This window comes from Mesorhizobium sp. M2E.F.Ca.ET.209.01.1.1, from assembly GCF_004010375.2.
In the GTDB taxonomy this organism is placed as follows: Bacteria; Pseudomonadota; Alphaproteobacteria; order Rhizobiales; family Rhizobiaceae; genus Mesorhizobium.
This window is the reverse complement of sequence record NZ_SADP02000003.1, coordinates 339,372-361,757: the sequence shown is the minus strand read 5'-3', so window position 1 is coordinate 361,757 and position 22,386 is coordinate 339,372. Positions and strand designations below refer to the sequence as shown.

General features: G+C 60.5%; 20 protein-coding genes and 2 tRNA genes. 13 read left to right on the top strand and 9 right to left on the bottom strand.

What is annotated here, in order from left to right:
* Positions 1 to 15: 15 nt before the first annotated feature.
* From EN852_RS07905 to EN852_RS07875, 7 genes are all read right to left on the bottom strand, one after another.
* The gene (locus EN852_RS07905; RefSeq protein WP_127874119.1) at positions 16 to 1,257 is read right to left on the bottom strand and encodes an OmpP1/FadL family transporter; all 1,242 of its coding nucleotides are present in this window, start codon (positions 1,255 to 1,257) and stop codon (positions 16 to 18) included.
* Between the two features lie 360 nt (positions 1,258 to 1,617).
* The gene (locus EN852_RS07900; RefSeq protein WP_127874120.1) at positions 1,618 to 4,401 is read right to left on the bottom strand and encodes a valine--tRNA ligase; all 2,784 of its coding nucleotides are present in this window, start codon (positions 4,399 to 4,401) and stop codon (positions 1,618 to 1,620) included.
* Positions 4,402 to 4,614: 213 nt separating this feature from the next.
* The gene (locus EN852_RS07895; RefSeq protein ID WP_127874121.1) at positions 4,615 to 5,433 is read right to left on the bottom strand and encodes a PopZ family protein; all 819 of its coding nucleotides are present in this window, start codon (positions 5,431 to 5,433) and stop codon (positions 4,615 to 4,617) included.
* A 229-nt stretch (positions 5,434 to 5,662) separates the two neighbouring features.
* A complete protein-coding gene (locus EN852_RS07890; protein ID WP_127863535.1) occupies positions 5,663 to 7,042 on the bottom strand; it encodes a TolC family outer membrane protein in 1,380 nt (459 codons plus the stop codon).
* A gap of 185 nt (positions 7,043 to 7,227) precedes the next feature.
* The gene (locus EN852_RS07885) at positions 7,228 to 7,899 is read right to left on the bottom strand and encodes a protein-L-isoaspartate O-methyltransferase (protein ID WP_127874122.1); all 672 of its coding nucleotides are present in this window, start codon (positions 7,897 to 7,899) and stop codon (positions 7,228 to 7,230) included.
* 93 nt (positions 7,900 to 7,992) lie between these two features.
* Positions 7,993 to 8,066, bottom strand: a tRNA-Cys gene (locus tag EN852_RS07880).
* Between the two features lie 175 nt (positions 8,067 to 8,241).
* Positions 8,242 to 8,502 (bottom strand): PGPGW domain-containing protein, encoded by a 261-nt coding sequence (locus EN852_RS07875; RefSeq protein ID WP_095815344.1) that lies wholly within the window; start codon positions 8,500 to 8,502, stop codon positions 8,242 to 8,244.
* 206 nt (positions 8,503 to 8,708) lie between these two features.
* Between EN852_RS07875 and EN852_RS07870 the strand changes: the two genes are divergently transcribed.
* The 7 genes from EN852_RS07870 to EN852_RS07840 all read left to right on the top strand — a co-directional run bounded on the left by EN852_RS07870 (position 8,709) and on the right by EN852_RS07840 (position 14,282).
* A tRNA-Asn gene (locus tag EN852_RS07870) sits at positions 8,709 to 8,783 on the top strand.
* A 428-nt stretch (positions 8,784 to 9,211) separates the two neighbouring features.
* On the top strand, positions 9,212 to 9,667 hold the full coding sequence (locus EN852_RS07865) for a hypothetical protein (protein WP_127874123.1): 456 nt from the start codon (positions 9,212 to 9,214) through the stop codon (positions 9,665 to 9,667).
* 475 nt (positions 9,668 to 10,142) lie between these two features.
* Entirely contained in the window at positions 10,143 to 11,315 is a 1,173-nt protein-coding gene (locus tag EN852_RS07860) for a hypothetical protein (RefSeq protein WP_127874124.1), read from the top strand.
* Positions 11,312 to 11,599, top strand: a complete 288-nt coding sequence (locus tag EN852_RS07855; protein WP_127874125.1) for a hypothetical protein — start codon at positions 11,312 to 11,314, stop codon at positions 11,597 to 11,599. The genes EN852_RS07860 and EN852_RS07855 overlap by 4 nt, the downstream gene beginning before the upstream one ends.
* Positions 11,600 to 11,886: 287 nt before the next feature.
* Complete coding sequence (locus EN852_RS07850; protein WP_127874126.1) at positions 11,887 to 12,786, top strand: hypothetical protein; 900 nt, start codon at positions 11,887 to 11,889, stop codon at positions 12,784 to 12,786.
* 126 nt (positions 12,787 to 12,912) lie between these two features.
* Positions 12,913 to 13,599, top strand: coding sequence for a sulfotransferase domain-containing protein (locus tag EN852_RS07845; protein WP_127874127.1), 687 nt, complete (start codon positions 12,913 to 12,915; stop codon positions 13,597 to 13,599).
* Positions 13,600 to 13,706: 107 nt separating this feature from the next.
* A complete protein-coding gene (locus EN852_RS07840; RefSeq protein ID WP_189545776.1) occupies positions 13,707 to 14,282 on the top strand; it encodes a sulfotransferase in 576 nt (191 codons plus the stop codon).
* A 13-nt stretch (positions 14,283 to 14,295) separates the two neighbouring features.
* Here the strand turns inward: EN852_RS07840 and EN852_RS07835 are convergent, their stop codons facing one another.
* The gene (locus EN852_RS07835) at positions 14,296 to 15,213 is read right to left on the bottom strand and encodes a sulfotransferase family protein (protein ID WP_189545774.1); all 918 of its coding nucleotides are present in this window, start codon (positions 15,211 to 15,213) and stop codon (positions 14,296 to 14,298) included.
* A 123-nt stretch (positions 15,214 to 15,336) separates the two neighbouring features.
* On the opposite strand from EN852_RS07835, the gene EN852_RS07830 reads away from it, so the two are divergent.
* From EN852_RS07830 to EN852_RS07805, 6 genes are all read left to right on the top strand, one after another.
* Positions 15,337 to 16,548 carry a glycosyltransferase family 4 protein gene (locus EN852_RS07830; RefSeq protein WP_127874130.1) on the top strand — a complete coding sequence of 404 codons (1,212 nt, stop codon included), beginning with the start codon at positions 15,337 to 15,339 and terminating at the stop codon, positions 16,546 to 16,548.
* Positions 16,549 to 16,809: 261 nt separating this feature from the next.
* On the top strand, positions 16,810 to 17,595 hold the full coding sequence (locus tag EN852_RS07825; protein ID WP_210238228.1) for a glycosyltransferase family 2 protein: 786 nt from the start codon (positions 16,810 to 16,812) through the stop codon (positions 17,593 to 17,595).
* Positions 17,596 to 17,646: 51 nt separating this feature from the next.
* Positions 17,647 to 18,360 carry a hypothetical protein gene (locus EN852_RS07820; protein ID WP_127874131.1) on the top strand — a complete coding sequence of 238 codons (714 nt, stop codon included), beginning with the start codon at positions 17,647 to 17,649 and terminating at the stop codon, positions 18,358 to 18,360.
* Positions 18,361 to 18,955: 595 nt separating this feature from the next.
* Positions 18,956 to 19,138: a hypothetical protein gene (locus EN852_RS07815; RefSeq protein WP_127874132.1), complete on the top strand. Its 183-nt coding sequence runs from the start codon at positions 18,956 to 18,958 to the stop codon at positions 19,136 to 19,138.
* 233 nt (positions 19,139 to 19,371) lie between these two features.
* Positions 19,372 to 20,448 carry a histidinol-phosphate transaminase gene (locus EN852_RS07810; protein ID WP_246694209.1) on the top strand — a complete coding sequence of 359 codons (1,077 nt, stop codon included), beginning with the start codon at positions 19,372 to 19,374 and terminating at the stop codon, positions 20,446 to 20,448.
* Positions 20,449 to 20,476: 28 nt separating this feature from the next.
* Positions 20,477 to 21,394 (top strand): allantoinase PuuE, encoded by a 918-nt coding sequence (locus tag EN852_RS07805; protein WP_246694208.1) that lies wholly within the window; start codon positions 20,477 to 20,479, stop codon positions 21,392 to 21,394.
* Positions 21,395 to 21,455: 61 nt separating this feature from the next.
* Here EN852_RS07805 and EN852_RS07800 read toward each other — a convergent pair whose 3' ends face one another.
* Positions 21,456 to 22,358 carry an SMP-30/gluconolactonase/LRE family protein gene (locus EN852_RS07800; RefSeq protein ID WP_189545770.1) on the bottom strand — a complete coding sequence of 301 codons (903 nt, stop codon included), beginning with the start codon at positions 22,356 to 22,358 and terminating at the stop codon, positions 21,456 to 21,458.
* Positions 22,359 to 22,386: the final 28 nt, after the last annotated feature.

Below are 22,386 nucleotides of genomic sequence, written 5' to 3'. Positions count from 1 at the left end.
TGACTTTTCAGTAACTTAGAACTTGATCTTGATTCCGCCCGAGATCGCCGTGACTAGATCGTTGCCGACGTCATAGGTAGCATCTTCGCCCGCAATAAAGCCATTCTCATCGGTAAGCGTTCCAGAATGGCCGCTGGTCATGACGCCGACAGCACCTGCCAAGCGTAGCTCGATGTTTGGCCGAGGCGTGTAGGCAACGCCGCCGCCGAGCGTCCAGGTGTCGGTTTGGACTCCATAGCCATGAGAAGTGCCACGATCCCAGGAAAGTTGGCCTGCAGCACTCCACTCATCGTTGAACTTGTGACCGATGCCGCCGGAAATGGTCCAGCCGTCGCGATACATCAGGTCAAGCGAAGTTGGCCGGACAGCCGGGATATTCACTCCGCTGTTACAGGCGAAGCCGAGGTCCCTCGAGGCATCGCTACAAATCGGAACAATCTGCAGAACGCTCCAATTCACCCATTTTACCGAGCCAAAAGCAAGCCAACCGGGCGCGATGCCCGACTGCAGTTTGAACTCGACCGTGTCCGGCATGGATTGGGTTGGAGCGTAGATCGGGGTGGAGACGACGCCACCGATGTCCAACGTGCCGGAGATATTGTCGAGCTTCACCTGCGAATTGTAAACAAGGCTGGCGCGCAATGCGATGTCCGGAATTTCATACGCAACACCCGCGCGCCACCCCCAACCGCTGCTGTCAAGATCCACCCGCCCGACCATGGGGCCAAAGCCGATGTCCGTTAGCCCTTCCTTGAAGCCGTAGACCTTCTGATAGAATACACCGCCCAAGAACCGAAGCTGGCCTTTGCCCGCGTCAAACTTGTACGAGCAGGTCGCCGCGTAATTGTCGCTCTTGATGTCGGTTTCAATGTTCGAGATCGCGCCGTTCCAGTTACTACCAGGCGCGGTATGGGCGCCCCAAGGCTGGGAGTAATCGAACATGCAGTCGACACCCTGGACAACCTGGGCTTTGACGCCGATGCGCGGGACCCAGTAAGGCTCCGCTCCGTCTGCCGTAGAACTAAAGCCCGGACCCAAGGGAGCCCCCCCCGGACCGAGCGCATTCTTATACTTGCGATCCGGCATCACATAGGTCGCTTCCGCTTCCGACGCGACCGGCGAAGAATCGAAAAGCAGGTCGATATCGTAGCCGCCGCGCTCCAGCCCGCCAGCATGCGCGGGATGGATCACGGCGCCGAGCAGAGCCAGCGAAAAGCAGCCTGCCCCCAGCAGCGCTTTGAGCCGGAGATTGTTCATGGAAATCCCTCCCCAAATACAAGTGGCTCAAGCTAGAACCAATTCGGGTTAACGACGCAACAACGTTTTCAAGGGCTGTACACGTACACCTTGACAACGCTTATTTTTGCCATGGTGAGGGGCGCCGCGATTGGCGCATAAATCGCGCATACCGACCTCGAACGACCGAAAAAATCCGGAAAACCCACCAAAAACAGGCCAAAAACAGCCGATTTTGAGCCTCAGAAGGCCCATTGTTACATTATGGCAACAATGCGGCTCAAACTTTCCGTTTACGTCAAAATTAACGTGGCGGAATGCCTATTTTCGAGGCAGCTAACGTACCGGAAAGCACCTCCGCGCCGAGGGCGATTCTTGCCCTCAGCCGGCGTCACGAACCCTAGTCAAAGCCACCGATAGCTTCTCCTGCGCCTCGCGGTATTCGGCGAGCTTCTCGCGCTCGGCCTCGACCACCTCTTCCGGCGCGTTGGCGACGAACTTTTCGTTGGAGAGCTTCTTGTGCAGGCGAGCAATCTCTTCGGTGACCTTCGCCAATTCCTTCTGCAGTCGCGCGGCTTCGGCCTGGAGATCGATCAGGCTGCCGAGCGGCAGGCTTATCGTCGCTTCGTTGAGCACGATCTGGGCCGAGCCCTTTGGCGGCGCGTCGACCAACGCGATATCGCCGACGCGCGCCAGCCGCTTGATCGCCTGGGCGTGGCGCTCCAGCCGCTCCTGCGTCAGCGTGTTGGCGCCGATCACCATCAGCGGCGCGATCGCCGCCGGCGGCACGTTCATTTCCGAGCGCACCGAGCGGAGGCCCGAGACCAGATCGACCAGCCAGTTGATGTCGGCGGCGGCCTCCTCGTCCTCGAAGTCGGGCGACGGCCAGGCGGCATGGCAAAGCAGTGAGGAGCGCTCCTTGCCCTCGCCAGCGGTCTGCGCCCACAACTCCTCGGTCATGAACGGCATCATCGGATGCAGGAGCTTGTAGATTTCGTCGAGCACGAAGGCGACGCAGGCCCGGCTCTCGGCCTTGGCGGTCTCGTCCGCGCCCATGAACACCGGCTTCAACAGTTCCAGGTACCAGTCGCAGAACAGGTTCCAGACAAAGCGGTAGGCAGCGCCCGCCGCCTCGTTGAACCGGTAGCTGGTGATGCCCTCGGTGACTGCGCGCGCCGCCCGCGTCAGCTCTGTCAGGATCCAGCGATTGACCGGCAGCTTGGCGTCGTTCAGCCAGAAATCGTCGTCGCGCGCGACCTCGTTCATCTCGGCGAAGCGCGTCGCGTTCCACAGCTTGGTGCCAAAATTGCGGTAGCCGGCGATGCGCGCCGGATCAAGCTTCACGTCGCGCCCTTGAGCCGCCATCACGGTCAGCGTGAAGCGCAGCGCATCGGCGCCGTATTCGTCGATCAGGTCGAGCGGATCGATGACGTTGCCTTTCGACTTCGACATCTTGGCGCCGTTCTTGTCGCGCACCAGCGCATGCACATAGACGGTGTGGAACGGCTCCTCGTCCATGAAGTGCAGGCCCATCATCATCATGCGGGCGACCCAGAAGAAGATGATGTCGAAGCCGGTCACCAGCACGTCGGTCTGGTAGTAGGTCTTGAGCTCGGGCGTTCGGTCGGGCCAGCCGAGCGTCGAGAACGGCCACAGCGCCGACGAGAACCAGGTGTCCAGCACGTCCTCGTCGCGGGTCAGGATCTCGCCCGGCTGGAAATTCTCCAGCTTATCCTCGACCCAGGCCTTCCACGGCCCTTCCAGCGCCAGGTAATATTCGACCGCCGACGCCAAAGCCTCTTCCTCTGTCTTCTCGACGAAGACATGCCCGTCCGGCCCATACCAGGCCGGGATCTGGTGGCCCCACCAGAGCTGGCGCGAAATGCACCAAGGCTGGATGTTCTCCATCCAGTCGAAATAGGTTTTTTCCCAGTTCTTGGGCACGAAATTGGTACGGCCCTCGCGCACCGAGGCGATCGCCGGCTTGGCGAGCTCGGCGGCGTTGACATACCACTGGTCGGTCAGGAACGGCTCGATCGGCACGCCGCCGCGGTCGCCATGCGGCACGGTATGCCGGTGCGGCTCGACCTTGTCGAGGACCCCGCCGGCCTCCATCAGCTCGACGATCTTCTTGCGGGCAGTGAAACGGTCGAGCCCGTCCAGCTCGTCCCACACGGCCTGGCGCTCCGGCGTGGCCTCGAGACCGGCGAGGAAATCCTCGTTGTCCTTGAGCTTGATGGCGGCTTCGACCGTCAGGATGTTGATCGCCGGCAATTTGTGACGCTTGCCGACCTCGAAATCGTTGAAGTCGTGCGCCGGCGTGATCTTGACCGCACCGGAGCCCTTTTCCGGGTCGGAATACTCGTCGGCGACGATCGGTATCTTGCGGCCGACGATCGGCAGCACGACGTTGCGGCCGACGAGATCGGTGAAGCGCTCGTCCCCCGGATGCACGGCCACGGCCGTATCGCCAAGCATCGTCTCGGGACGCGTCGTGGCGACCGTGATGAAGGTCTTCGGGTTCTCCGGGTCGAACGCTTCGCCTTCGATTGGATAGCGGAAGTGCCAGAGATTGCCGTTGACCTCTTGCTGCTCGACCTCGAGGTCGGAAATGGCGGTCAGCAGCTTCGGGTCCCAGTTCACAAGGCGCTTGTCCTTGTAGATGAGGCCTTCCTTGTAGAGCGTGACGAAGACTTCCAGCACGGCCTTGGACAGGCCCTCGTCCATCGTGAAGCGTTCGCGCGACCAATCGGCCGAGGCGCCGAGGCGCTTCAACTGGTTGAAGATCGCGCCGCCGGATTCGGCCTTCCACTCCCAGACTTTCTCGATGAACTGCTCGCGCGTCAGATCGCGGCGATGGATCTGCTTTTCCATGAGCTGGCGCTCGACCACCATCTGCGTGGCGATGCCGGCGTGATCCATGCCGGGTTGCCAAAGCACGTTCTTGCCGCGCATGCGCTCGAAGCGCACAAGAATGTCCTGCAGCGTGTTGTTGAGCGCATGCCCCATATGCAGCGAGCCGGTGACGTTCGGCGGCGGGATGACGATGGTGAAGGCTTCCGCCCCTTCCTCCGCGCCCGCGCCGGCCCGGAAGGCGTCGGCCTCTTCCCAGATTTTGGCGATCTTCGGCTCGACGGCTTTGGCGTCGTAGGTCTTTTCAAGCATGGAGGAGGTCCGAACTGTCGGTAACAAGCGTCCGCTGTAAATCGGAAGGTCTTGGCCGAGTCAACCGCGAGAGCTGCGATCACTGCCACAGATAGGCCTGCCCTCGACCGGCGACAATCCCGGCCGAGCGGGAGCAAAGCGCGCTCACCTGACCAGCCTTGAACAAAAGCACCGCCCGAAGGCGGCACTTTTCAGCTTGCGTGTTGCGGCAGCCTACTGCGCGCCGCGCGCCACGCGCTCGATCTCTTCGCGCACCAGCCTTTCGACCAGCGTCGGCAGGTTGTTGTCGAGCCAATCCTGCAGCATCGGCCGCAGCATCTCTTCGGCCATTTCATCGAAGCTCTTCTTGCCGCGGCTGGCAAAGGCATCGGAAAGTTCGCCGAAGGCAGCGGCAACCTGCCTGCCCGTGTGCTCGGAAAGGATCGCGGGACGAGACGGCTGAGCCTCAGGCGCGGATGCCTGGGGAGCGCCGGCATGCACGGCGGCTTCGACCGCGGGCTCTTCCTTGTCGATCTCGACCCGCGGCACGGCTTCCGGCGCGCGGACAGCCGGCTTCGCGGTAACCGTGCTGCCGCCGGCAGCGGCGATTTCCCGCCGCCAATCGGCGACGATGGTCTCGGCGGTCTGCGGCGCGTTTGCAGCGGCGGGCCTGTTGGCGGCTGCCGGCGGGCTCGGCTCGACCGCGCGCCTGGCATCGGCCTCCGCCGGGGTCGCCGGCGCCGGCGCTGCCTTCACCGGCTCCGGGCGAGCCTCGGCGCGCGCAAGCACGGGATCGGTCGCTGCAAGTTGGGCCTGCACTTCCGCCAGCGTCGCCGGCCTGCGGGGGCCGGGTTCGGCATGCAGTTCGGAACGAAAGGCGTCGACCTCGACAGCGGGAGGCGTGTTGACGACGGCCGGTTCCAGGTCCTGGCGCAGTTCACCGGCCTCGGCCGGCTGCTTGCGACCGGTGTCGCTGTCCTCGATGATCCTTCGGATGGAAGCCAGTATCTCTTCCATGGAAGGTTCGCGCTGCGCGCTGCTTGCCGTCGCCATCGTCACATCCGCCGCCCTTGTGACCCGTTACGCAATTCCGTCCTGCCCGGACCGGAATTCGAATCAATGGTGACAGCGTAACCGACCGATCGTCATCCGAGAATCCCCAATCTGGGGACTCGTTGGATTTCAACAGATTAGGCGAAGCGCAACCCGGTCAGCCATCCAGAAAAGACAAACGCCGCGCATCCAATGGACGCGCGGCGTTTGTCAAAGCTCGGATCGGAAATCAGCGTCCGTCAGGCGTGCGCAGTCCGAACCACTTGTCCTTGACGGCATTGTAATGCTCTTCCGGCCTGTATTTGGTGACCGCCAGGCCCAAGCGATCGACCGACAGCCGGCCCATCGCCGACAGGATGGCGTAGCTTGCCACCACCACGTCGCGTTCGGAGCTCGCCTGGTTGATCTTGGCGGTGATGACGGCGTTCTGCGCGTTCAGAACGTCCAGCGTCGTGCGCTGGCCGACATTGCGCTCCTCGATGACGCCGTTGAGCGCCAGCTGAGCAGCGTCGATGACCTGCCGGTTGGCATCCACACTTTCGCGCGCCGCGACATATTGTGTCCAGGCCGAGACCACGGCCTGTCGCACCTGGTCGCGGCTGACGTCGACCTGGATGCGCGCCTCGCTGAGCGATTCCTTGTTCTGCCGCACCAGCGCTTCAGTCCGCCCGCCCGAATAGATCGGAATGGTCAGCGTGGCGCCGATATTGGCGGACGTCGAAGTGCCGTTGGTGCCCCTGAAGTCGGGAACGGAGTGGCTATAATTGTCCGAAACGCCGGCCGAGGCCGTCACTTGCGGCAGCAGCGCGCCTTCCGATGATTTCACCGAAAACGCCGCCGCGTCGACGAGGTGCTGGGTTGCCAGGATGGCCGGATGCTCGGCGGAAGCGACGGCCAGCGCCGAATCGAGGTTGCCCGGCAACAGCTTGCCCAGCGGCGAGGCCGCTTTGAGCTTGCCCGGCTCGTCGCCGACGATCTGGTGATAGGTGGCGGCGCTCGCCAGCGCCGTCGCGCGGGCGGCGCTGAGCTGCGCCACGGCCGTGGCGCGCGAGGCATCGGCCTGGGCGACGTCGGTGCGGGTACCCTCGCCGACCTCGAAGCGCGAGCGGGCGGCGCGCGCCTGCTCGGTCAGGAACTGCAGGTTCTGCTCGGTCAGCACCGCGACCTGGCGATCGCGAATCACGTCCATATAGGCGCTGGCCGCGTTGAACAGGATGTTCTCTTCGGTGTTGCGCAGGCTCTCGACCGAAGCCTTCACCTGCGATTCGGCGGCGGCGACATTGTTCTTTGTCTGAAAGCCGTCGAACAGCGTCTGATTGATCTGCACGCCGAAGCTGCCCGTGGTGATGTTCTGGGTGGCCCCCTGCGCATGGGTGCTGGTGTAGTCGATGCTGCTCGAACCGGTGACGGTCGGGCGCCAGCCCGACTTGGCGATGGCCACGCCCTCGTCGGTCACGCGTACGCCGGCACGAGCGGCGTTGAGCTGCGAATTGTACTGGTAGGCTTTGGCGAGCGCGCCCGTAATGGTCTCGGCGGAGGCGGCCAGCGGCGACAGCGCCGTCGCGGAAACGAGAATAGCTGCTAAAACTTTTTTGTGTCGGGGCGGCACGTTATTTCCCTCATTCGTTTACATGGGAACCACGCCACGTCAGCCTACCCTTACGGATCGGCCGGCGCCGCGTTGTTTATCGTTCCCCCGCTGACGGCCTCCCGCAAACGCTCGGTTAACCAAATCAGCAACGATTGTCAGGCGCAAGCGATCATGACAGCGCCTTCGCTGCAAGGCAAAAACGCTCAGAATTCAAACGCGTGAGCACGTTCGAAGCCCGGTAGTGGCTTAATTGCCGCATTAAAGGCCCGTCTTCCGGTTACAACCCCCCCTGCTTTAAAAAACAGCCGGGCCACGCCAGAGTTGCCTTGTCCTTCGACCGCAACCAGGCGTCCGTCTTCCGCAAGCTGTTCGAGCAGCGCCGGCGGCACTTCCTCGACGCTGCCGCCGATGAAGATGACGTTGTAGGGCGCTTTAGCGGCATGCCCTTGCGGCAAAGGCCCGGTGACCACCGTGACATTTTGGCAGCCGAGGCTGGAAAGCGTGGATTTCGCGGTCTCGGCCAGCGCGGGATCGCTCTCCAGTGCCACGACCGACCGCGCCAGCCTGGACAGCAATGCGGCGGAATAGCCGCTGCCGCAACCGATATCGAGCACCGAATCACTCGCGTCGATCTCGGCCAATTGCAAAAGCTTGGCGAGCGGTGACGGCTCCATCAGGTAGCGCGCGGCGCCATTCGCGCCATCGGAAATGCGGATGTCTTCGTCGATATAGGCCAGATCCTGTTGTCCGGCGCCGACAAAGGCCTCGCGCGGGACGGTCAGCATCGCTTCGATGAGCGGCGCGCTGGTGACATCGGTGGTGCGGACCTGGCCGTCGACCATCTTCACGCGGCGTTCGGAAAAATCAGCGCTCATGTCCCAACAATCCGCTCCCCGCGCCAAATGCGCGGCTAGAATTTCAACCGGAACCCCCGCCCCGGCGCGGTTGCGCTGGAGCCCGCAAGCATCTGGAGGCCTCGCCCGGAATCGAACCGGGGTGCAAGGATTTGCAGTCCTCTGCGTAACCACTCCGCCACGAGGCCTCGCAATGCTCCCGGCGTTCCGAGCGAACTCATTATGTTGACGCTCAAGGGTCGTCAAGCGCCGGCGCGTCATTCCCGACGCTTTCGCGTAGAGCGGCGAAAATGGTGATTACCAATCGGTTGTGATGGCTGGAGCATCGCAGTCGCCGAGCCGGTGGCCCGCCGCCGGGGCTCCTCAGTCGGGTCGACGCCGACGTTCCCACCAGACGACGAAACGCCGCCGATGACGCCGGATCATCGCGAATTCATAGGAAAGCACCAGGAGACCGAGCGGAATCATCCAGAAGCCGAGAATCGGCAGAAAGCCAAGAATCCCGCCAAGGGTGAGCAGCATGCCAATCACGATTCGCAAACCGCGCGAGCGCGGCATCGTGAATTCGCGGCCGAAGATCGAGATCTTCCGCGCCGGGGCGTTGTCGTCGTCAGCTGCCGTCATTCAAAACCAAATCCTATCCACGGGCAAAGCCAAAAGGCGATCACCGGCCGCTTTGTTCCCTGCCGGTGTGAAGCCCTTCATATGTGGGCACGCCGAACGATGGCACAAATAGCCGCATCAAAAACTGGAGAAAAATTGCGAATTGCTTCTTTGCAAAGCCGAAAGGTGTTTGCTATAGGCTGCGCCACTCACGTCAGAGCCTCCGTTCCCCGGTAGCTCAGTGGTAGAGCAACCGGCTGTTAACCGGTTGGTCGCTGGTTCGAATCCGGCCCGGGGAGCCAACAATTCCAAGACTGCCTACGCCTGGCCCGCTTTCGACCGCGGCCGCGCAAAAATGCGGTAAACTCGGACGGTCGCCGTCATGGCCATTATACGGCCGATTTCGCTTCGCCGCTTGGTCGCCCTGCCCGGCCTCCACTCGGACCTTTGCCCTACCCCTTGCACGCTCTGTGCGCGAAACGATCGGGCCGCCCCCGGACGCGCATCAACGTCGTCGAGCGTAGGATCGTCGCCTTCCAGCCAAATTCGCGCCATGCGCGGATGAAGGTGAAGCGGATCATAGATCACCCTTCCGCAGATCCGAAATTCTGGATCCATCGTTTGAAGGCCGGAATTTTGGCGACCATTTGCTCGCCTGACCGCCGACCTTGGTCCGCCTTGCCGCGCCTGGAGATCGCCACATATTTATGGCCAAGGTCGGGGATCACTGATGGCGGGACTGTTTATTGCTTGGGTAATTGGGACGTTTTTGTATTTCAAGATCGTGATCGATTGGGCGTTTGACGCCGATATCATGATCAGCGCAGCCGTTTTGATAGCAATACTGGATGGGTTGTCGACGATCTTCATCGGAGCCATCCATGCCGTTCAATTGTTAAATTACGACTGGAAGATAGGATCTATTTTAACTGGGTTTCGGACCACCGTTCGAAAAACAGTTTTGATCCTTGTCGCCACGATGCTCTTCAACATCATTTGCGCACGTTTGATCATTTTTGGTTTCTCGGGGGAATTGAACGAGGAAATCCAGAACTTCTGCAAGACAGGCTGCCTCGTGCATGGAACCATCTTGAAATTCAGCCTGATCATCATAATCCCGCTACTGTTGCACTATGCCGTCGTGGTCGCCGAAACATATAGGACAGCTAAGCAGGGTGACCGCTGATTTCAGGACGTGCTCGCCATTTCTGACCGACAGACGGCGAGGAGATCGGGGCATTCACGAAAGAGCCCGTCGTCGCTGGAGCATGATCCGAAAAGCGGGAACCGATTTTTTTGCTTCGCTGACCTTCGGTTCGGATAAGATCATGCTCCAGGATAGAGTCAGATCAGGATGCGATTCAACGGAACGCCATCCTGATCTAGTGCCGAAATGCCACCAGCATGGAGCAACCCTGCGGCCCATTGACTGTCTCGGCAAAGGACGCCACAGACAGAATTAGATCCAGTCTTCGTGCCATTCCATGGCACGATAAAACAGTTCGCCAGACAACTTCGAGTCGGCAAGGACGGCGGCATGAGTGCGAAGAAACGAATTTCAGCCGCACTCGGCATCCGCTGGCGAAGCGACTGATCGTGGAGAATCAGCCACCTGTATTTGGCGGGGTTGCTATGCATGGCTCGACTGGAGGCAGCCGATAATGACGCGGTCGATCCTCGAGAAGGCGAGGTCAGCGGACCTTCGGCCACAAAGCAGTGCCGGCAAGCGCCTGCGGGTGATTATCGACCGGGCGAGAGACTTTTTCGAGCTGCCTCCACGGCATGCGGACGGGACGGTCCAGCGGCACATGCAGCTGATGGAGAAGAGCATCGGGCGCAAGGATTGGCTGGCCGCCAGGGACCACGCGCTTGCGCTGGGCGAACTCGGCGAGCGCTTCGGCGACGCCGAGTTGGTCACGAAGGCAGGGCGAGCCTTGAGACGTCTCAAGGGCGGCAACCGCGCCTGGCAACTGATAGCGAGGAGCAAGCGCGTATCGGGCAGACCTGAATGGGACGGCAGCGATCTTGTCGGCCGAACGCTGCTCGTCGACCGTCGCGCCGGCGACCTTGCGATCTTCCTTCAGTTCGCATCGCTGATGGGTCCGGCTGTCGCGGCCGCCGATCGATGCGTCCTGTTCGTCGAACCCAGGTTGGCGTCGCTCTACCGCCGGACCTATCCGGCACTCGATGTCAGGATCGAAGGAGAAGACGAGCCGGATGCTGTGGGCGCCGACGTTTTCGCCTGCTTCGAGACACTGGCGGAGCACTTCTGGCCGGACGAACCGCAAATCCGTGCGCCGTTTGTTCCATTGAAGCCCAATCCAGCATCGGTTGACGAACTACGCCGCAGCTATCTTGATCGCGGCCCGGGTCCTTTGATCGGATTTGCCTGGGGCAGTTTGAACAAAAAAAAGGACCTGCCGGCCTTGGAAGACTGGCGAGCTCTGCTCGGTAGGCTGCCAGGTCGTTTTGTCAGTTTGCAATATGGCGAAGTCCGCCCAGCGCTTTCCGACTTCGAGCGCTGGGTGCCTGAGCACATCATCCAAGATAGTTCGGTGGACCAACTTGCGGACATGGATCGGTTCGCCGCGCAAGTCTCTGCGCTTGATATGGTAGTGACCGTCAGCAATACCGCTGCTCATCTGGCAGGAGCGTTAGGCGTACCAGCCATCGTAATGCTTGGAGACCGGTTCCATTTGATGTGGCCAGCTTCCGGCAATCGGATTGCGCAGTATCCCTCAGTGCACTTGATCCACAGGGCAGGAAGGGATTGGTTGGCCGCTATGAACGACGCATATGGAGAAGCGCTTTCGATCCTCTCGGAAAGGAGATGAGAAGCAGTCCCGGATTGAGGTGCCTGAAAATAGAAATTAACGATAAACGAGATCTGTTAGAAAGAGCCATCGTCGATGTGGATCTCTTCGCGGCTCAAGTCGCGACCATGGATGCCGCGTATTTGGCGAACGCGCAGGATGTTCCGTCGGTCTTATCTTGTGTGACGGCTTCAAACGCCGATGGCCGGTCGAAGGCAACCGCCGCACAGCTTATTACCCTTCTGCCGGGCTTGTCTCGAAGAAGCATCGGGACCGGCTGCGGCAATGCAAGAAGTGCCAGATAACTTGCGCGTCCTCATCGGCGGGATCTGATCACAGCACGCGGCACGCAAGGCTGCACTTCCGGTGTATGGATATTCGAGATGCGAGGGGACCATTGTCGATGCGTGGACGAAAGGCACGGACCAGAAATAGTGCATCTCCCAAGGAGAGGTTCGAGCAACGTTTCCTCACTATCTGTCGGCTGATGCACCCCAGCAATTTGCTAAGACGAGCGCGCATCTATGCTCGGGGAAAAGGGGACACGCGGACCGTATATTTCGTACCCCATAATCGCAACAACGTTCGCCTGTTGACCGAGGCCGCAGAGATTCTGACAAGGCGGGGCATCGGATGCGTGTTCGCACATCTCGACGGCCTGAAAAGCGGGGGCGTGGCACGGCCCGAGTTGGAGGCTCGCGGTTTGCGCTATATTGACTTTGCTGAACTCGAGCAGGCGATTAGACCCCGCGATATGCTGGTGACCGGAAATGATTACGCTCCGCAGTTCTTTAGGCGGTTTATAGACTCTATCAACTTTGAGATGGTTCGTGTTGTCGGTTACATAGGCGGAGCGCGGCTTTTGCAGCCGCATAGGTTTGTCAGAGCAGACTATATCCTTGCGATGGGCCCAGCGGCGCTCCGACAAAGATACCAGCCAACATATGTCGTCGGTTCTCCAGTGATCGAGCGCGCGATCAAGAACGCCGGCGCACGACACCCGGAGGGACTTTTTGTGCTGGTGAACTTCAAGGGAGACATTGACGATCCAACTGACCGGGACTCACTTGAAGCGGTAACGGCAGCATGCGCCGAGCTCGGCTTAGCCTGTGTCATCAGCGTTCATCCAACGATGTTCGCCAAGGTTGAGATGCCGAACAAATCTGCCGCGGATTTCGCTCAGCTGCTTCCAGATGCAATGGTGCTGGTTACTCGCCCGAGCACCACCGTCTATGAAGCTGTTGCGTGCGGCATACCAGTAGTCTTGTTTCCACTTGTTTCACCCATGGTCGAATTTGACAGACCCGAAGGTGCTTTCAAACCGACATCATCGAGGCACGACCTCGTCGAGGATATCCGCGCGGCGATCAGGTCGAGGCCCACCTACTTCGAGCAAGGCATGCGCTTCCTGAATGCGAATTTATCGATCGATCCAGAAATTCCTGCAGCACAGCGGATCGCCGACGCACTGCACCATATTTACAATCGCTAATTTGGACGATCAAACTGTCCACAAGCGGAGTCATGAAGATTGAGTTTGGTGTCCAGCCTTTTTGCAAAACGGCCGCGTCTGCTTGTCGTCTCGTTTCCAAAGTCGGGGCGGACTTGGTTGAGGGTCATGCTTGACGACCTCGGCGTTGATGCTGCCTATACCCATGATGGTTCCGATCACAAGGAGCTCCGCGAAATCGCGCAAATCGACCCAGACAAAACCCGCTATAGACGGGATCGTGTCCTGTTCATGGCGCGGGACCCTCGCGACACCGCGGTCTCGGGTTTTTTCCAGGTTGGCAAACGTCATCATTTGCAAGCCGGCTCGATCGGCGATTTTGTAAGAAGTGCGCAACACGGCATCGAGAAGATCGCGCTTTTCAACCTTCAGTGGTTTGCGGCCGCAAGGCAGATGAAGAACATAGCCCTTTTACGCTATGAGGACATGCAGAGAGACACCGAGGGAACGTTGCGAGCCATCGGAGACTTTATCGGACGGCATTTTGCGGATTCCGACCTTGCCGATGTGACCTACAACAGATCGTTCGAGCGCATGCGCCAATCGGAAGCCTCCGGGGAGTTGGGCTTGCGCTACGGTGGAAAACTGCGCCCGCGGGACCCGGATGATCCCGAGAGCTTCAAAGTGCGAAGAGGCAAGGTCGGCGGCTATCTGGACTATCTGGATGCCGAAGCTATTGCCTACTGTGACGGTGTGCTCGCACGGCTTGATTACTGGAGGCAATTGGACGAGGCCATTGTTCGCTATGGCATATCATATCGCGCTGACGATGAATCCAAGGCGGGTGTGAATTGATCCGCTGCCGGGGTTTTGTTTGCGGGTGCGGGCATAGCGGCACCACGCTTATAGCAACGATTCTTGCCTCGCACCCCGATGTCCACCTCCCGTTCGAGGAAACAAATGTGTTCTTCAAGTGGACTCCGATTGCTCTTTATCGCTACTCGAAGCTGCAGCGCGCGGCCGTTCTGGCGGGCAAACCTGCGTTGATCGAGAAAACACCACGCCACGTCAGGCGCGTGGACCGGATACGACGCTTAGTGCCCGGCGCGAAATTTGTGATGCCGGTGCGCGACGGACGGGATTCGGTTGCTTCGTTGACGAAGCGGCTTGGCGACGCGGCGGCGAGCCTGGATCGCTGGATTTCGGACAATAGCCTCGTGCTGGCCGAACAGGGTTGCGCCGATGTCCTGATCTATCGTTATGAAGATCTTGTCGAAGACCCGGAAACGATCGTCAGGAGGATCTGCACCTTCCTGGAATTGTCGTTCAAACCGGATCTGCTGAACTACTATCGAAAGCCGCAACGATGGTTCACGGCCCACGCGCGGCCTGAACATGCTGACTTGCGCAACAGACAGATCAACCAACCAATCTACGATGGACGTGGCCGGTGGAAGAGCGAACTCGGCGAGCCTCAATTGAAGGAGCTCACCGAAGGGCGGGGAAAGCTCCTGATGCAGGCATTCGGCTATATTTGAAACGGCGCCGATCTTACTCCGGAAGAGCGCGTGGATAACCAAACTGATCGAAGTCGCGCTCGTAGGCACGATAGATGCGGCCCGCCAGTTCCGACGTGAAATAGTCGGAGAGCCCGCGGCGAGTTGAGGTATGGAGCGGCGGCATTGCCGCGCGCCGTACCTCGTCGCTGGCGCCGACATGATCGAGAACGCGATTGAAATCTCTTGCGAAAGTCTCGGTCTTGCCGATTAGGTCGAATGTGATGCCTGGAAGTTCAACGATATCGCCTTGCTGTTGCCAATGCTTGTCGATGCGCCATGTGGAAGTCGCGCAAGTGAAGGCAACGAAGTCTTGGAAAGACAGCGTTTTATCCGGACCAACCGGCAGCGCCGGATCGGCTTTTTCGCGGTGGGCCAGATAGACCTCGACCCTTCCGTATCCGGGCACGAGTGGACGGTCGCGATATTGATCGGCCCAGCATGACAAAAGCCGGGCGTATGGATTGCGAACGAAGGTGAACCGCAAGGCCTCGGGGCTCACAGCCAGATGGTAAAACTGCAGAATGCTATGGCGTGGCGCCCGAAGCCCAGACGCCTTTCGATTGTGCACCCTCCAGTTCCGGCTGCTTGTCCAGCCGGAGATGGTGTCATTGCCAATCAAAGCCGCGAGATTGCTTCGAATACGACTGCTTGCCGCTTTGGGAACAGCCAGATAGAGAATCTTCAGTTGCGGGACCACATCAATCAGGTCGTCCGGCAAATATGCACCTCGCATGGTTCTTTGGTAGAATGACAACGCCTCAGGATATGCCCACGCAAGAAATGGTTCCTTGATCCGATCACGAAGACCTTGCAACCCTGGCCGTAAAGAGCGCTCGATGCGCCGCATCGCGCCGGCTTTGGCTTTGCGCGTGACAGACGTATCAGTAGTCTCGACTGGACCAGTGATCATTGGCAACCTCCGCGGACAGCGTCGAACGAAATCGCTGTTGCGCGGCATATCACATCAACGGGTGAGTCCGTAGTGCATCGCAAGATGATATGGCGCGGATAATCAAAGGCGCAGTGAGATCAAATGTCCGTTTCACGGCTTGATAAACGGCCTCGCCCCGATCGCGTGCAGCCCATTCTCTTCGTGCGCCGGCAATATTCCCCATTCGGCGGCGGCGAGATCATGCTCGACACAATAGCCAAGGAATTCCGCGCGAGGGACATGGCGGTCGCGATCATGTCCGGCGACTGGCCGGCTGGTGAAGGCATAGAGTTCATTCGCTGCACCGGCCGCAGTTTCCCGCGTGCGTGGCGGGCTAAATCCTTCGCCACGGCGGCGTGTCGCAGGATTTCGCAGCTTGACCCGGCGCCGGCGCTTGTCCAGAGCAACGACAGGTTGCCCTGCTGTGATATCTTTCGCGCCGGAGAGGGTGTCCATGCGGCCTACCTCGCCGAGCGCCGCCGGCTGTCGAAATTGGACGGCGCAGGGCTCAGGCTCAGCCTGTTTCACAAGGAAATGCTGCGTCTTGAGCGGCTTACCTTTCGAAGCTTGAGGCTAAGGGCCGTGATTGCCATATCGAAGATGGTGGCTGACGACATTCGTCGCCATTATGATGATTTTCCGGGCGACAGGATCCACCACATCCCCAATGGTGTCTCGCTCGCCACATATAGTCTCGAGCTGCGCGAGCAACATCGGGCAAGGGTCAGGGCGCAGCTCAATGTTCCCGCGGACAGGTCCGTCATCCTGTTCGTTGGCTCGGGTTTCACCAGGAAAGGTCTCGGACCTCTCATCGAAGCCGCCGCAAGCCTGGACCCTCTGCCGGAATTGTGGGTCGTCGGGCACGATTCCCGAATGGAGACTTTCAGGCGCCTCGCGCAAAAGCGCGGCCTGGGTGACCGTGTGAAATTCGTCGGGCCGCAAAAGGACGTGAGGCCATGGTACGGAGCGGCCGACATCGCCGCCCTTCCATCGGTGTACGAGCCCTTCGGGACCGTAGTTCTGGAGGCGATGGCATGCGGGCTGCCGACCGTGGTGAGCACGATGTGCGGCGGCCGCGAGCTGGTCGAGCGCTTCGACCCTGCCCTGGTGTGCAACATTGCGAAGCGGCACGAGCTCGGGGCGAGCCTCTTGCGCGCTCTGCAGCACTCCCGCTCCCCTGAGGCCGCATCCTTGGTCAGGCAGGCGGCGAGGCAGTACGATCTCGACACCATGATCGACAGAACCCTCTCCCTTTATGAAAGGGTCTTGGCGGAAAAGCGTGGTGAAGAGGCGGCGGCCGCACCGCGGGTATAAGCGTGACCGCGGCGCAAGGCGCTCAGCCAAGGACGACCATTGTTGCGACCCTTAGCCCTGGCGGGCTTGCGCTGGCAGCTACCGTTGGGGCATATTCGATTTCACGAATGTGCTGGAGGGACGGGATGAGGGCCGTCCGCTTATTCGTTATGCCTCGTGGTGTCGATTTTGTGCGGCGCCATTCTGGCGCTGGAGGTCCCGGGGGCGGATGCCTAATCACCACAAGGTCAACGAGCCTTGGCTGTTCATCGGAGGGGCAAGATGATGCCGAAGCTATCGGTCATCGTCATTACCCTCAATGAAGAGGCCTGCATCGAGCGTTGTCTGCGTTCGGTTGACTTTGCCGACGAAATCATCGTGGTCGACAGCGGCAGCACCGACAGGACCCGTGAGATCGCCGGTGCCATGGGCGCAAAAGTGCACGTCACCGAAGACTGGCCGGGGTTCGGCGTGCAAAAAGGTCGTGCGCTTGCCGCAGCCACCGGAGACTGGGTACTGTCGTTGGATGCCGATGAGTGGGTGGACGCTTCTCTCGCCGCGGAAATAAAGAAGGCCATTGCGGACCCGCGAGGCTGTGCAGGTTTCGAGATTCCCCGGAAATCGCGCTTCTGCGGACGCGTTGTAAACCATGGAAGCTGGTCTGCGGACTATGTCCTGCGCCTGTTTCGCAAAGATGCCGGTCGCTTCACCGACTATCCGGTCCACGAAAAGGTTGTCCTGCGCGGTAATCTGTCTCGCCTTTCGCACCCCCTGGAGCATGAATGCATCACCGATCTCGGCGACGCGCACCGTAAGATCCGGATGTATGCCGAAGCGTCAGCCAAGCATATAGAAAGCATGGGTAAGAAAGGATCGACGACAAAGGCGCTGCTTCACTCTGCCTGGGCCTATCTTAATGGGTATGTTATTCGCTTCGGTATGCTTGATGGAGCGGTTGGTTTGCTTGTCGCCGGCTATTGCGCAAGTTACACCTATAGCAAATGGGCAGCATTGCCGTCCGGCTCCTGCACCGACGTACCTGAAACTCCGGCTATAAAAACGAATTGAGCAAATCTGCGATCGCAGATCTCCTGATAACTATTGTGCGCAGGGAATTAGATGGCGGGTAAGCAGTCAATCTGGATCGGTTTCGATCCTCGTGAAATCGATGCATTTGCGGTCGCTCGCAACTCGATAAGACGCCACATGATCTCACCCGTATCGGCGCGCGGGGTGGTGTTGGCAGACCTCAGGGCTCGGGGGCTCTACACCCGCCCGACAAGCCGCAAGGACGGCCGCCTGTGGGATGAGATTTCTGAAGCTCCAATGGCAACGGAGTTCGCCTGTTCTCGTTTCCTGGTGCCGCATCTGGCGAATTCGGGTTGGGCGTTGTTTATGGATTGCGACATGCTGGTCCGCAGGGACCTGCAGCGGCTTTTCGGTCTTGCGGACCCGTCAAAGGCGGTGATGGTGGTCAAGCACAATCACCAGCCGACGATGGACGTTAAAATGGATGGGCAAGCCCAGCTCCGTTACGCCCGCAAGAACTGGTCGAGCGTCATGCTTTTCAACTGCGACCATCCGGCGAACAAGGCTCTGACGCTTGAACTTGTCAACTCCGTACCCGGGCGGGACCTGCACCGTTTCTGCTGGCTGGAAGACGATCTGATCGGCGAACTGTCGCCCGAGTGGAACTGGCTGGTCGGTCACTCCGACCCAGGGATTGATCCCTCCATCGTGCATTTTACGGATGGAACCCCCGCCATGCCCGGCTATGAGCATTGTGCTTATGCCGACGAATGGAGGTCGGAATTGATCAGGTGGGCAAGCTGATGCCTCTGGTATCCGCCAGCCATTCGCAAGACACTGAACCAGCGCTAGGAGACCCCTGCTCTTTTGGGAAAAGCTATTGTTCGATCAGGCGGCACTAATGCCTTCCTCAATTCCCTTCATGATAGCCTATCACCGAACAACCAGCACACATCACAGTAGCGGCGACCAGTATACTAGCACGGTCACTCCGACTCGCCGGCGCCAAGTGGAAATGGTTCCGGCATGCGGAGCGCCGGCGCGTGTCGCCGCTACCTTCGATCCATGCCAGCTATCAGGCGATTGTGGATGACAGCCTCAACGAACATGTTCCGGAGCTGCAGGGCGAGTAACCGCCCGCGGGATCGTCCGTCACCCTGACCGGCTCCGGCGCCGGCCTGATGGGGAACATCGGCGTCGCCGAAGCTGGTCCCCGATACGACATGTAGCCGTTTGCGACCTGCCTCGTATTCGCGAATGCGCTGGGGCTTGATCAACGGCCTTCACAGCAATTTGTGCACTGTCGCCCTATGCCGTTGTCAGGCCATATATTAGCAAAAGCTTGTATTTGTTGTCCCGCAGTTGGATAATATCGATCGGGCATCTGAGGGTTTGTCCGATGCGTTGGCCCCTGTTCGTCATCGCGCTCATTATTGGCTTCATTCTCTGGGACCGCTTCGAGAACGACGGCACCTACACCGCCGAAGTCGAGCGGAGTTTCCGTAACGCATCGTTGGACATGCCGGGAGGCGGCGGGTGGAAGCCTCCAGCCATCACCGTCAACCACGACGCATTTAAATAAATCCCGAACGCCTCGCAGGACGAGTTGATGACAATCACGAAAACCCAATCGCAGGAAAGCCGGCTGGCCCGGCTAACGACGAGATGGCATGCGCCACCGCCTCTACCCTCACCCGCATGGGCCAAAATCCCATAGGCATTGTGCCGGCGAATTTTGCTTTGCGGCTTGATCGGCCTGCCTTAGCCTCGTTGCGCAACACCTTGCCGACAAGCCGATAGCCGGACCTCTATGCCGTGCCTTTGAAAGCCACCGCCCATATCGAGGCCATGTCCGCTTTCGCGCTGGCGAATTTCGGCGGTTACGACCGGCCGACGCTGGCGCAGAACGAGAGCGCTTTCCCACCCAGCCCAAGCGCAATCGAAGCAGGCCGCGACGCCGTGGCGCGCAGCCACCTTTATCCGGATCCGGACTGGACCTTGCTGCGCGATACGATCGCCAGGGCGTATGGCGTCGAGCGCGACCTTGTCCTGTGCGGCGCCGGCTCGATGGAGCTGATCGCCTGCACTATCGCGGCCTTCGCCGGTCCCGGCGCGGCCGTGCTGGGCACGGACTATGCCTATAATTTTGCCGCCTCGGCGGCAGCCCGTGCCGGGGCGACCTACGTCAAGGCCGCGGAGCGCGGCTACGAGGTGTCGATCGACGCGATCCTGGCGGCGGTGACGCCTGCGACGCGCATCATCTTTGTCTGCAATCCGGGCAACCCCACCGGCACGCGCATCAAGAACGCCGAGCTGCTGCGCCTGCGCGCGGCGCTGCCCGGCGACGTTCTCCTGATGGTCGATCAGGCCTACGGCGAATTCGACGACCAGGATCCGCAAGCAATCTTTGCGTTGGCCGGGCGCGGCGACACGGTCGTGCTGCGCAGTCTGTCCAAGGCATACGGTCTCGCCGGAGCGCGCATCGGCTGGGGATTGTTCGCGCCCCAGATCGCCGCTGAAGTGCGCAAGATGCAGAACTCAAACCAGGTCTCGAGAGTGAGCCTCGCCATGGCCGTCGCGGCCGTCGAGGACCAGGCCCATATGCGCGCGACGGTGGCGCGCACGTCGGACATTCGCGATCGCTTCGCGCAGGGCCTGCGGGCGGCCGGCTACGAGGTCCCGGAAAGCCGGACGAATTTCGTCCTGGTCCGCTTTGCCGACACGGCGGCAGCGGCTGCCGCCGACAATGCTTTGCGCGGCGCCGACATCATCGTGCGCGGCCTTTCCGGCTACGGCCTAACCGATTGCCTGCGCATCACGATCGGGCCGCAGGACATCATGGACCGCACGCTGCGTGCGCTCACCGCCCTGCGCGGCCGGCAATGCTGGTAAGGGTTTTTATCCGAGGGGATTTCGAGACGTGACGTCAGACATGCCGTATCTGCCCGCCCGCGATTTCATCGGCTATGGCGAGCAGCCTCCACAGGCTGAATGGCCCGGCGGCGCGAAGCTGGCGCTCAACATCGTCGTCAATTACGAGGAAGGCGCTGAATACTCGATCGGCGAAGGCGACGGCGTTTCCGAGACGATCCTGTCCGATCTTGCCGTGTCGCCGGCCGTACCCGGCTTGCGCAACCGCAACATGGAATCGCTCTACGAATACGGCTCGCGCGTCGGCGTCTGGCGGCTGATCTCGCTGTTCCGGGACAAGGGTGTCATCCCGACCTTCTACGTCGTTGGCCGCGCGCTGGAGCTAAACCCGGCTGCCGGCAAGGCGATCGCTGCGCTCGGCAGCGACATCGTCTGCCATGGCTGGCGCTGGATCGACTACGCGCCGCTCAGCGAAGAGGAAGAGCGCCAGCACATCGCCATGACGGTGGATGCAGTCCGCGAGATCACCGGCGTCGATCCGACGGGCTGGTACACCGGCCGGCCAAGCCTCAACACCAGAAGGCTGGTGGTCGAGCATGGCGGCTTCCTGTTCGACTGCGACGACTACAATGACGACCTGCCCTATTTCGTCGATGTCGGCGGCAAACGGCATCTGGTCGTGCCGCACAGCTTCGACAACAATGACAGCCGCTTTTCGCGCGGCTCAGGCCTGGAGACGGGAAGCCAGTTCTTCGACTATGTCAGCGACGGCATCGACTGGCTGCTCAAGGAAAGCCAAAAGACCCCGCGCATGATGACGGTGTCGCTGCATTGCCGGCTGGCGGCCCGGCCGGGCCGCATGATCGGGTTGGAACGCTTCCTCGACAAGATCACTGCCAACCCAGACATCTGGGTCTGCCGCCGCTCCGACCTCGCCCGCCACTGGCTGAGCCGCTTCGGCGGCTGAGCCAGCTATCGGCAGTCGATTAGCCGGCGGGGCCAGCCAGCGCCGCCCGTAGGCGAAGCCCCTACTTGTTCGGCACCTCATAGACCTTGCCGTGCCAAGGCGCGGCGTCGATCTGGTCGAGCGCCATCACGTAAAGCATTTTCTCGTCCGGCCCGAAGGCGAAGTTCGGCATGGAAGGCGACGGCACCGAAAGCGTGCGCAAAAGCTTGGCGTCCTTGTCGACGACGATGATCTTGCCAGGCGCGTCGAGCGAGCGCGGGCTCTGGCCGATATACATCTCGCCTTGCTTGTCCATCTTGATCCCGTCGGGCCAGATATGCGGCTGGTTCGGGAAGAGATCGTCGAGCCGCAGGAAGACGCGGCGATTGCTCAGGCTGTGGTCGGACGAAACATCGAACTCGATGATCCGGTTGTCCTCGGTCTCGACCAGATAGAGGATCTTGCCGTCATTCGATAGGACGAGGCCGTTGGCATTGTGCAGGTCGCCGGCGACCTTCTTCACGCTGCCATCCTTGCCGATGTAATAAGCCGAAGGGTCGATCAGCGGGCCGACCTTGCCGGATCCGGTGAAATAGACGCCGCCATCCTTGTCGGGCGCGAAATCGTTCGGCCCGCTGAACGGCTTGTCATCCGTATCCTTGTCATAGGCCGGCAGCGTCTTGCCGTCGGCCGAGATACGGCCGATCGTGTTGTTGTCGTAGCAGGTGACGAGGAATTCGCCGGTCGTCGTCGGCAGCACGGCCGAAGGCCCGCAGCCATCCATCTTCCAGAAGATATCGTTCTTCTTGCCGTCCCACACGTCCACGGAGCCGCGACCGTATTCGACGTAGAAAAGCTTGTCCTGATACCAGATCGGACCTTCGGCGAACCACGCGTCGTCGTTGACCACCTTGACGTCGGCCGCCTGTGCGGCAGTCGTCAGCACCAGGGCAAGCATCGTGCCCAGCAAATGCCGTTTGATCATGCGATTCCCCTTTATTTTTAGTTGCTTG